8 protein-coding genes are annotated in these 11,308 nt (G+C 71.3%); 2 read left to right on the forward strand and 6 right to left on the reverse strand.

The window, feature by feature from the left end:
- Nucleotides 1-21: 21 nt before the first annotated feature.
- The 5 genes from ffh to nsdA form a co-directional block, all read right to left on the reverse strand.
- Entirely contained in the window at nt 22-1,572 is a 1,551-nt protein-coding gene (gene ffh / locus SSP24_RS41215; protein ID WP_141316201.1) for a signal recognition particle protein, read from the reverse strand.
- Nucleotides 1,573-1,654: 82 nt separating this feature from the next.
- Nucleotides 1,655-4,099: a [protein-PII] uridylyltransferase gene (locus SSP24_RS41220; protein WP_141316203.1), complete on the reverse strand. Its 2,445-nt coding sequence runs from the start codon at nt 4,097-4,099 to the stop codon at nt 1,655-1,657.
- Between the two features lie 25 nt (nt 4,100-4,124).
- Entirely contained in the window at nt 4,125-4,463 is a 339-nt protein-coding gene (locus SSP24_RS41225) for a P-II family nitrogen regulator (protein ID WP_003997576.1), read from the reverse strand.
- Nucleotides 4,460-5,800 (reverse strand): ammonium transporter, encoded by a 1,341-nt coding sequence (locus tag SSP24_RS41230; RefSeq protein ID WP_141316205.1) that lies wholly within the window; start codon nt 5,798-5,800, stop codon nt 4,460-4,462. The genes SSP24_RS41225 and SSP24_RS41230 overlap by 4 nt, the downstream gene beginning before the upstream one ends.
- A gap of 339 nt (nt 5,801-6,139) precedes the next feature.
- The gene (gene nsdA, locus SSP24_RS41235; protein WP_141316207.1) at nt 6,140-7,615 is read right to left on the reverse strand and encodes a transcriptional repressor NsdA; all 1,476 of its coding nucleotides are present in this window, start codon (nt 7,613-7,615) and stop codon (nt 6,140-6,142) included.
- A gap of 446 nt (nt 7,616-8,061) precedes the next feature.
- Between nsdA and SSP24_RS41240 the strand changes: the two genes are divergently transcribed.
- Nucleotides 8,062-8,724 carry a bifunctional DNA primase/polymerase gene (locus SSP24_RS41240; RefSeq protein WP_141316209.1) on the forward strand — a complete coding sequence of 221 codons (663 nt, stop codon included), beginning with the start codon at nt 8,062-8,064 and terminating at the stop codon, nt 8,722-8,724.
- Between the two features lie 166 nt (nt 8,725-8,890).
- Here SSP24_RS41240 and ftsY read toward each other — a convergent pair whose 3' ends face one another.
- Nucleotides 8,891-10,099, reverse strand: coding sequence for a signal recognition particle-docking protein FtsY (ftsY, locus tag SSP24_RS41245; RefSeq protein WP_141316211.1), 1,209 nt, complete (start codon nt 10,097-10,099; stop codon nt 8,891-8,893).
- 156 nt (nt 10,100-10,255) lie between these two features.
- Here ftsY and SSP24_RS41250 point away from each other — a divergent pair, with 156 nt between their 5' ends.
- Nucleotides 10,256-11,227: an LLM class flavin-dependent oxidoreductase gene (locus SSP24_RS41250; RefSeq protein WP_141316214.1), complete on the forward strand. Its 972-nt coding sequence runs from the start codon at nt 10,256-10,258 to the stop codon at nt 11,225-11,227.
- The last annotated feature ends 81 nt before the right edge of the window (nt 11,228-11,308 follow it).

Below are 11,308 nucleotides of genomic sequence, written 5' to 3' on the forward strand. Positions count from 1 at the left end.
CCGGCGCCGTACAAAAGCCGGTCAGCCCATGAACTTCTTGAACTCGTCCGGCAGCTCGAAGTCCTTGCCACCCTGCTGCGGCAGCCCGAAGGCGCCTCCGCCCTGAGCGGCGGCCGCGCGGCGGGCGGCCTCCTCCTGCTCCTGCTGCTTGCGCTTCATCGGGTTGCCGGAGCGCTGCTTGCCCTTGGCCTTCTTCTGCTGCTTCTTCGTACGGCCGGGACCGCCACCCATGCCCGGCATACCCGGCATACCGGGCATGCCACCGCCCTGGGCCATGCGGGACATCATCTTGCGGGCCTCGAAGAACCGCTCGACCAGGTTCTTGACCGCGCTGACCTCGACACCGGAACCGCGCGCGATACGGGCGCGCCGCGAGCCGTTGATGATCGTCGGCTCCTGGCGCTCGGCCGGGGTCATCGACTTGATGATCGCGGCGGTGCGGTCGACGTCCCGCTCGTCGAGGTTCTGGATCTGGTCCTTGATCTGGCCCATGCCGGGCAGCATGCCGAGCAGCTTGGAGATGGAGCCCATCTTCCTGACCTGCTCCATCTGGGCCAGGAAGTCGTCGAGGGTGAAGTCCTGGCCCTTCTTGGAGGCCAGCTTCTCGGCCATCTTCTGGGCTTCGGCCTGGTCGAAGGTCTTCTCCGCCTGCTCGATCAGGGTGAGCAGGTCACCCATGTCGAGGATGCGGGAGGCCATCCGGTCCGGGTGGAAGGCGTCGAAGTCGTCGAGCTTCTCGCCGTTCGACGCGAACATGATCGGCTTGCCGGTGATCTGCCGGATCGACAGGGCCGCACCACCGCGGGCGTCACCGTCGAGCTTGGAGAGCACCACGCCGTCGAAGCCTACGCCGTCGCGGAAGGCCTCGGCGGTGTTGACCGCGTCCTGACCGATCATCGCGTCGACGACGAACAGGATCTCGTCCGGCGAGACCGCGTCCCGGATGTCCGCGGCCTGCTGCATCATCTCCTGGTCGATGCCGAGACGACCGGCGGTGTCCACGATCACGATGTCGTGGACCTTGGACTTCGCGAAGTCGATGGAGTCCTTGGCGACCTTGATCGGGTCACCGACGCCGTTGCCCGGCTCCGGCGCGAAGACCGCGACCCCGGCCCGCTCGGCGACGACGCTCAGCTGGTTGACCGCGTTCGGGCGCTGGAGGTCGGCAGCGACCAGCAGCGGGGAGTGGCCCTGCTCCTGGAGCCACTTGCCGAGCTTGCCCGCGAGGGTGGTCTTACCGGCACCCTGCAGACCCGCCAGCATGATCACGGTGGGGGGCTGCTTGGCGAAGCGCAGCCGCCGGGTCTCGCCACCGAGGATCGTCACGAGCTCGTCGTTGACGATCTTCAGCACCTGCTGGGCCGGGTTCAGCGCGCGAGAGACCTCGGCACCGAGGGCCCGCTCCTTGACGTTCTTGATGAAGCCCCGGACGACCGGCAGCGCCACGTCCGCTTCGAGGAGCGCGATCCGGATCTCGCGCGCGGTGGCGTCGATGTCCGCTTCGGAGAGCCGTCCCTTGCCACGCAGGTTCTTGAAAGTCGCTGAGAGGCGATCGGAGAGAGTATCGAACACGGCGCTCGCGGTCCTCAGGGTCGGTGGCTGGCGGATGAATCGCCCTCCAGGGTATCCCGGCTCCACTGGAGCGGGTCACGGGTCAGCCGCGCAAAGTCTCCTCCAGCTTCCGCGCCACCGCCGCCGCCTCCGTGCCTGGCAGGGGTGCGCCCTCCGGCCCTGTGACATAGAACGCGTCGACGGCGTTCGCGCCCAGCGTCGACACATGCGCGCTGCGCACCCGCACCCCGGCGTCCTCCAGCGCCCGCCCGATCCGGAACAGCAGCCCCGGAGCGTCCTGTGCGCGCACCTCGATCACCGTGGCCAGCCGGGAGGCGGCCGGGTGGACCGACACCCTCGGCGGCGGCGCCACCACGCCCCGGCGGCGCGGGTACGCGGCGTCCCGCTCGGCGAGGCGGCTCGCGATGTCCAGAGTGCCGTCCAGGGCACGGACGAGGTCGGCGCGGAGCCGGGCGGCCTGGGGCAGGGAGCCGTACTCGGCGGCGACCCGCCAGTCGAGCAGCAGGACCGAGCCCTCGACGCCGTCCGGCAGCTGAAGGGCCCGCAGCTCGGCCGTGCGGACGGTCAGGCGGTGCACGGCGAGGACACCGGACACGGCGGGCAGCACGCCGGGCTGGTCCGGTACGGCGATCAGCAGCTCGACGCCGAGCGGCTCGGGCTCGCCGGACGCCTCCTCGCTGGGCACCTCCGTCTGCGCCCGCAGCGACAGCACGGGGCTGCCCGTCGCGATCGCCTCGATGGCGAGCCGCTCCTGCTCCGCGGTGGGCGCGGCGGCCTCCGGGTCTTCCAGCTCGCCCCCGGAAAGCACCGCCGAGACCCGTTTCACCAGGTCGGCCACGAGCGAACCCCGCCAGGACGACCAGGCGGCCGGCCCAGTGGCCAGCGCGTCGGCCTCCGTCAAGGCGTGCAGCAGCTCCAGCGTGCCCTGCGAACCGACCGCCTCGGCGACCGAGCGCACAGTGGCGGGGTCCTCCAGGTCACGCCGGGTGGCCGTCTCCACCAACAGCAGATGGTGGCGTACGAGGGTGGCGAGCACTGCCACGTCGTCGCGGTCGAAGCCGATCCGGCTCGCCACGTCGCGCGCGATGATCTCGCCCGCCACCGAGTGGTCGCCGGGCCAGCCCTTGCCGATGTCGTGCAGCAGCGCGGCGACCAGGAGCAGGTCGGGGCGGCTGACCCGGCGGGTGAACTCGGATGCCCGGACGGCGGTCTCGATGAGGTGCCGGTCGACGGTCCAGATGTGCACGGCGTTGCGCTGCGGGCGGCAGCGCACCCGCTCCCAGTCGGGGATGAGCCGGGTGATCAGGCCCTCGGCCTCCAGGGCCTCCCAGACCTCGACGGTCGGGTGGCCGGAGCCCAGCAGCGTCACCAGCTGTTCGCGTGCCTCGGCGGGCCAGGGCGTGGGCAGGGGGCGCACGCCGGCAGCCATGCGCCGTACGGCGTGCAGGGAGAGCGGAAGTCCCGCCTGCGCGGCGGCGGCCGCGGCGCGCAACGGGAGCACGGGGTCCCGATCGGGGCGCGCGGCACGGGCGAGCACCACCTCGCCGTCCTGCTCGACCACGCCTTCGGCCAGAGGTGACCTTTCTGCGGTCGGCTTCCCGCCGCCCAGCATGGAGCGCAGCCGGGGCCGCACGGCACGCGACCGCAGCACGCGGCCCACTTCCCGCCAGGTGACATCGCTGGCGTACGAAATGACCCGCGCCGCCTCGTACACCTGCCGCAGCAGTGTGTCGGCGTCGAGCAGGCCCAGCTCGGCGGCGACCTGGTCCTGTTCCTGCAGGGCGAGCCGGTCGGTGGCGCGCCCGGTGGCGAGGTGCAGGGCGTCGCGGACGTCGAGCAGCCTGCGCCGGGCGTCGTCGAGGCCCTCGCGCGGGGCGTCGGCCAGCCAGGAGGCGGCGACGGCGCGCAAAGCGGTGGCGTCCCGGAGGCCGCCGCGGGCCTCCTTGAGGTCCGGCTCCAGCAGGTACTGCAACTCGCCCTGGCGTTCGGCGCGTTCGGTGCAGAGTTCCTGGAGTTCGGGGAGACGTTTCGGCGCCTGGTTGCGCCAGTCGGCGAGGACCGCCGTGCGCAGTCCCGCCGTCAGGCCGAGGTCGCCCGCGATGTGGCGGGCGTCCAGCAGCCCGAGCTGGACCTTCAGATCCTCCCCTGCCGTCTTGCGGGCCTCGGCCGGTGTGCGCACGGAGTGGTCGAGGGCGAGACCCAGGTCCCACACGGGGTACCAGATGCGGTCGGCGAGAGCGGCGATCCGGGCGGCGTCGCCGCCGTCATGCAGCAGCAGGAGGTCCAGGTCGCTGCGGGGGGACAGCTCACCGCGGCCGTAGCCGCCGACCGCGACGAGGGAGACCCCGCGCAGCCCTTCGGCCCCCGCGGTGAAGAGACCCGCCAGCCAGTCGTCGGTCAGCTCGGCCAGGGCGGCACGGCGCGGCGGCCCGGACCGCGCCCCCTCCGTGAGGAGACGCAGCCGGGCCGCCGCGTAGCCGCTGGGTCCCGAGTCCTCTGCTTCCGCCGTTACGTCCGTACTCGTCACCCAGCGACTCCTGTTCTTCTGTCGGTCAGAGCGCGTCCGGGCCGCGCTCGCCGGTGCGGACCCGGACGGCGGTCTCGACCGGAAGGGACCAGACCTTGCCGTCACCGATCTTGCCGGTGCGGGCCGCCTTCACGATGACGTCGATCAGCTGCTCGGCGTCGTCGTCCTCGGCCAGCACCTCGATACGGATCTTGGGGACCAGGTCGACGGTGTACTCGGCGCCGCGGTAGACCTCGGTGTGGCCCCGCTGACGACCGTAGCCGCTCGCCTCGGTGACCGTCAGTCCGTGCACTCCGAACGCCTGGAGGGCTTCCTTGATCTCGTCCAGCCGGTGCGGCTTGACGACTGCGGTGATGAGCTTCATGCGTCCACCTTCTTGCTCGCAGCTTCGGCAACCGGGGCGGGGGCGGAGGCGGTGCGGGAGGCACCACCGCCGGCGCCGCTGAAGTCGTATGCGGTCTCGGCGTGCTCGGCCTGGTCGATGCCGGCCACCTCGTCGTCCTCGGAGACCCGCATGCCGATCGTCTTGTCGATCAGGAAGGCGAGGACCGCGGAGGCGACCAGGGAGTAGGCGAGGACCGCGAAGACACCGGCGCACTGCTTCCAGAACTGGTCCAGGCCGCCACCGTAGAACAGGCCCTCGACCTCGGACTGGCCCTTGCCGCTGGCGAAGAAGCCGATGAGCAGGGAACCGACGACACCGCCGACGAGGTGGACGCCGACGACGTCGAGGGAGTCGTCGTAGCCGAACTTGTACTTCAGGCCGACGGCCATGGCGCACAGCAGACCGGCGATGGCGCCGACCGCGATCGCGCCGAGCGGGTCGACCGCGCCACCGGCCGGGGTGATGGCGACCAGACCGGCGACGGCACCGGAGGCGGCGCCCAGCGTGGTGAACGCGCCGTGGCGGAGCTTCTCGTAGATCAGCCAGGCCAGCATGGCGGCGGCGGTGGCGATCTGGGTGTTGATGAACATCAGCGCGCCGACACCGTCGTCGTTGCCCAGCCACGAGCCGGCGTTGAAGCCGAACCAGCCGAACCACAGCAGACCGGCACCCAGCATGACCAGCGGGAGGCTGTGCGGACGCATCGGGTCCTTCTTGAAGCCGATGCGCTTGCCGATCACCAGGATCACACCGAGCGCCGCGGCACCGGCGTTGATGTGCACCGCCGTACCACCGGCGAAGTCGATCACGCCCAGCTCGAAGGCCCAGCCGCCGGTACCCCAGACCCAGTGCGCGACCGGGAAGTACACGATCGTGGCCCACAGGGCGACGAACAGTGCCCACGCCGTGAACTTCACGCGGTCCGCGAGGGCGCCGCTGATCAGGGCGGGCGTGATGATCGCGAACATCAGCTGGAAGACGGCGAAGACATAGATCGGGATGGTGTAGCCGTCCCAGAGATCGGCGGGACCGATTCCGGTGAAGCCGACGTAGTCGGAAGACCAGCCGATGATGCTGCCGGAGTCCGTGCCGAACGCCATGGAGAAGCCGTACAGCACCCACAGGATGGTGACGATTCCCAGGCTGATGAAGCTCATCATCAGCATGTTCAGGGTGCTCTTGACGCGGACCATGCCTCCGTAGAAGAAGGCCAGGGCCGGCGTCATGAGCATCACCAGGGCGGAGCAGATGAGCATGAAGCCTGTGTTGGCGGCAGAGAGCTCCGTCTCTGCGGCAAGCGTGATGGCTGGTGCCATCGGCGTCTCCTCGTCGTTGGATACGGCCCCGTGCGGGCGAAGCCTTGAGCGGTCATGAGGGGTGGGCCGGTTATGCGCCACGAGATTGGCGCAGCGCCGTTTCGGTGGAAGCCCCTCGTTGTTTCGCTGCGGTGACGAAGGCGCCCTGCGTGTTACGCCTCGATGAACTGCCTGCTGCCGGGCTGCGCGATCGTTATCGTGGCGCAACCTTCCGTGGGTACTCCTGCGGGAGAAGCAAACCGGCCGCGGACGGCCTTCCGATGACCTGGCATGGGGGAGCCGAGTCGGGCAGTTCGGGAGGGCCGGCCGCGGCCGGGGTCAGGGGTTTCGGCGCTGTGCTCAGACCGCCTCGGCGGTCTCCGGCAGCTCGGCGGCGAGCTTGTCGGTGAGGTCCACGACGTCGGCGACGTCACCGAAGTCACGGGCGGCGGTGTCGACGGTCTTTCGAATACGAGTGTTGACGCGCTCGGAACGGACCTTCTTGGCGACCGTCATGGCCCGGTCGGCGAACACGGCGCTCTGCTCGGGCTCGCGCTGGAGCAGATGCACGGTGGCCATGCCGATGAGGTTGAGCGCGTACGACCGCTGGTGCTCGGTGTCCTGCGCGAACAGCTCCACGGCCCGGCGCATCAGCGGCTCCGCCATGGAGGCGTAGGAGGGACTGCGGCCGGCGACGTAGGCGAGGTCGCGGAAGGAGTGGCTGTTCTCGGCGTACAGCTCGGCCTCGGAGAAGAAGCGGATCCAGTCGGGGTCCGGCTCGTCCCAGTCGTCGGCGTCGGTGAAGGTGTCCTCGGCCAGCCGCACGGCCCGCTTGCACTTGCCGGGCTGGCCCATGTTGGCGTACGCCCGGGCCTCCATCGCATACAGCATCGACTGGGTGCGCGGGCTCGCGCAGTCCCGGCTGCCGTACTGCGCGAGGTGGATCAGCTCCAGGGCGTCCTCGGGCCGCCCGAGGTGGATCATCTGGCGGCTCATGCTGGACAGGATGTACGAGCCGAGCGGCTTGTCGCCGGCTTCCTTGGCGGCGTGCAGGGCGAGCACGAAGTACTTCTGCGCGGTGGGCTGGAGCCCCACGTCGTACGACATCCAGCCGGCCAGCTCGGCCAGCTCGGCGGCGACCTTGAACAGCTTGCGGTTGGTGGCCTCGGGCTGGGGCTCCTGGAGCAGGTCGGTCACCTCGTGCAGCTGGCCGACGACCGCCTTGCGGCGCAGGCCGCCGCCGCACTGGGCGTCCCACTGGCGGAACATCACCGTGGTGGACTCCAGCAGGTCCAGCTCCGGCTTGGACAGCCGTCCCCGCGCGCGGGTGGACGGCACCGACGCGGGCTCGGGCCGGGGGGCGGGCGGCGCGGGGACCAGCCAGCGCTGCATGGGCTCGATCAGGGCCGGGCCGGCGGACAGGGCCAGCGAGGTGCCGAGGAAGCCGCGGCGGGCCAGCATCAGGTCGCTGCGCGAGAACTCGCCGAGCAGGGCGACCGTCTGCGGGGCCGTCCAGGGCAGGTCGACGCCGGTGGTGGAGGGCGACTGGCGGGCGGTGCGCAGGCCGAGGTCCTCGATGGAGACGACGCAGCCGAACCGCTCGGAGAACAGCTCCGACAGGATCCTGGGGATCGGCTCGCGCGGATTCTCGCCGTCCAGCCAGCGGCGTACCCGGGAGGTGTCGGTGGAGATGTGGTTGGCGCCCAACTGGCGTGCTCTGCGGTTCACTTGACGCGCCAGCTCGCCCTTCGACCAGCCGCTGCGCACGAACCACGAGCCCAACAGCTCATTCGGGCGCTTCTCAGCGTTCGTCCCGCCGCCGCCGTTGTCGCCCACTGGAACGCCCCCATCCCTCAGATCGCCTGTCACCAAGTGCGCCAAGCCTTATCAGAATGCCCGTCAATTCAGTGCCCCGTCCGGCAGTTCTCAGTCTTCGAACGAGGAACCGGCTTGCCTCCGGCATACCCACCGGTGCATGTGCCCCGGTCGTCGTGCACACACGGTAATCCTACGATCACCCGCCCGGCCACGGCGATCCTGGAAACGCCACCATTCGCCACCCCTTCGAATGAACTACCGGTCGCCTCCGCACGATTCACTTGACATAGGACGGATGGAAGTGGGCGGACGGGTGCACGCCGGGGCGCGAACACCTGGGTGCACCACCCGGGTTTGCTTCCGGAAGCCGTCTGGACCGCGCGCCAGCCGGGAAGTCGGAAACGGAGAGTAACGTTCTGATTCCGTCTCGTAACCACCGGTGCGCCGGACCCGTTGGAGGGGGCATGGGCTTCACGATCGGCAGTAGTCGGGGCATCCGCGACATCCGGTCCGGCTCGCGCCGCCGCGGCCGCTCGTCGGAGTGCACCGCCGTGGCCGAGTACACCGGGCTGTGGGGCTGGGCCGTCGTCCCGGGCGCCCGGGCCGCCGCGGGTGTCTGTTCCTGCGGGCGCCCCGAGTGCCCGGCGCCGGGCGCGCATCCGCTGGACTTCGCGCCGGAGGTACCGGCCGGGGCGACGCTGGACCAGGTGATCAAGTCCTGGGCGGAGTTCCCGGGCGCGGCGGTGATGCTGCCGGTCGGGCGGGCGTTCGACGTGATCGAGGTGGCCGAGCCCGCCGGGCGGCGGGCCCTGGTCCGGCTGGAGCGCATGGGCCTGCCCCTCGGCCCCGTCACCGCCACCCCTGACGGCCGCGCCCAGTTCTTCGTCGCCCCCGGCGCCGCGTACGAGCTGCCCGCGCTGCTGTACCGGATGGGCTGGGACGACCCGCACCTCGACCTGCGCGGTCTCGGCCCCGGTACGCACATCACGGCCCCGCCCTCCGACCGCGCCGGCCTCGGCCCGGTGCGCTGGCTGCGCCCGCCGGACCTGGACTCGGCGCGCAAGCCGCCGGCGGCGCGGCTGCTGCTGGGCACGCTGGCTTACGTGGCGCACCGGTCGCGGGCGTAGCCGCACGCGACACCGGGTGCGCATCTGTGCACATCCGTACACGGGGCGCGTCCATCCACATCCGTACGCGGGCGCGTCCCTGCACATCCGTACACAGCGAAGCGCCCGCACCCCACTGCACCGTGGGGGCGGGCGCTTCTCCGTACCTGCCGAACTCGGTGGGTGATCACTCTCCGATAAGGGCGTCAACGAACGCCTCCGGCTCGAACGGCGCCAGATCGTCCGCGCCCTCGCCGAGCCCGACCAGCTTGACCGGGACGCCGAGCTCGCGCTGCACGGCGACGACGATGCCGCCCTTGGCCGTGCCGTCCAGCTTGGTGAGGACGATGCCGGTGATGTCGACGACCTCCGCGAAGACGCGGGCCTGGACGAGGCCGTTCTGACCGGTGGTGGCGTCGAGGACGAGCAGCACCTCGTCCAGCGGGGCGTGCTTCTCGACGACGCGCTTGACCTTGCCGAGCTCGTCCATGAGCCCGGTCTTGGTGTGCAGCCGCCCGGCAGTGTCGATGAGCACCACGTCGGCGCCCATCTCCTTGCCCTCCTTGACGGCGTCGAAGGCGACGGAGGCGGGGTCGCCGGCCTCCGGCCCGCGCACGGTGTACGCGCCGACCCGCTCGCCCCAGGTCTGGAGCTGGTCGGCGGCGGCGGCCCGGAAGGTGTCGGCGGCGCCGAGGACGACGCTGCGGCCGTCGGCCACCAGGACGCGGGCGAGCTTGCCGGTGGTGGTGGTCTTGCCGGTGCCGTTGACGCCGACGACCATCACGATGCCGGGCTTGGTGGTCTCGGGCTCGGTCTTCACGGTGCGGTCGAAGTCGGTGCCGACCAGCGTGAGCAGCTCCTCGCGCAGCAGGCCGCGCAGCTGCTCGGGGGTGCGGGTGCCGAGCACCTTCACCCGCTCGCGCAGCCGTTCGACCAGCTCCTGGGTGGGCTGCACACCGACGTCGGCGGTGAGCAGGATGTCCTCGATCTCCTCCCAGGTCTCCTCGTCGAGGTGCTCGCGCGAGAGCAGCGTGAGCAGCCCCTTGCCGAGGGCGTTCTGGGAGCGGGACAGACGGGCGCGGAGGCGGACGAGCCGCCCCGCGGTGGGCTCCGGGACCTCGATCTCGGTCGGCGGGAGCTCGACGACGGGCGGCTCCTCGACGGCGACCGGGGCCGAGCCGTCCGGGAGGTCCACCTCCTCGATCGTGCGGCGCGGTTCCTCCCGCGGCGTCTCGGCCTCGTCGCCGACATGCGGCTCGGCCGGAGGGGCGGTGATGTCGGGCGTGGTGGGCGGCGGCGGGGGCAGCGGCTTCCTGCGCCGGCTGCCGACGACGAGCCCGCCGATCGCGCCGAGCACGACCACGGCGATGACTACAGCAAGGATGACGATTTCCATAACTCGTCCAGTATCAGCCATGGGGCTCGGGCGGACCCAGTTTGTGCCTTCCTCCAAGTGAGCCGACCCCTGTGGCGGCACCTCTGGCTACCTGACGCCCCGTCAGCTACCGTCCCCCCGCACCGGAAGCCCACCCGCCCGGCGAAGGGGACCCCCATGCCCGTCTCGGTCGTCCGTTTCAATCTCGTCGAACCCGGCGCCACCCCGGCCTCCCTGCACGCCCGCTACCGGACGGCCCTGGAGATGGCCGCGTACGCCGACGACCGGGGGATCGCCACCGTGCAGACGGAGGAGCACCACGGCGCGCCGAACAACTGGCTGCCGTCGCCGTTCGCGTTCGCGGGAGCGGTGCTCGGGGCCACCCGTCGCCTCGCTGTCACCGTGTCGGCGGTCATCGGGCCGTTGCACGACCCGCTGCGGCTGGCCGAGGACATCGCCGTACTGGATCTGCTGAGCGGCGGCCGGCTGGTGACCGTCGCGGGTATCGGGTACCGGCCCGAGGAGTACGCGCAGTTCGGCGTGGACTGGACGCGGCGCGGGCGGTTGCAGGACGAGGTGCTTCAGACGGTGCTGGCGGCGTGGACCGGGGAGGAGTTCGAGTACCGGGGGCGGACGGTGCGGGTCACGCCACGCCCGTACACCGACCCGCACCCCCTGCTCCTGGTCGGCGGTTCCTCCAGGGCCGCCGCCCGCCGTGCCGCCCGTCTCGGGCTGCCCTTCTTCCCCAGCGCGCACCTGCCCGAGCTTGAGGCCTACTACAAGGAACGCCTGGTCGAGTACGGCACCGAGGGCTGGACCATGATGCCCGCCGCCGAGACGGCGCTGCTGCACCTCGCCGAGGACCCGGACCGGACGTGGGCGGAGTACGGCGGGCACTTCCTGCACGAGGCGCGTACGTACGCCTCGTGGCAGTCGGCGGACATCCGCTCGGCCGTGCGGTCGGCGGCCACGACGGTGGAGGAGCTGCGCGCCGAGGGCGTCTACCGGGTGCTCACGCCGGACGAGTGTGTGGCGCAGGGGCTCGACAGCCTCGTCCTGCATCCGCTGGTGGGCGGGATGCCGCTGGAGGAGGGCTGGCGCAGTCTGCACCTGTTCTGCGAAAACGTGCTGCCCCGGCTCAGTGGCTGAGCCGGGGCGGCACGTCTCTCACGAGACGAGGAGAGGGGCAGCGGGGACTTGGCCCGTCTCCTCGGGATCGAGGGGCCTCAG

This window comes from Streptomyces spinoverrucosus, from assembly GCF_006539505.1.
In the GTDB taxonomy this organism is placed as follows: domain Bacteria; phylum Actinomycetota; class Actinomycetes; order Streptomycetales; family Streptomycetaceae; genus Streptomyces; species Streptomyces spinoverrucosus.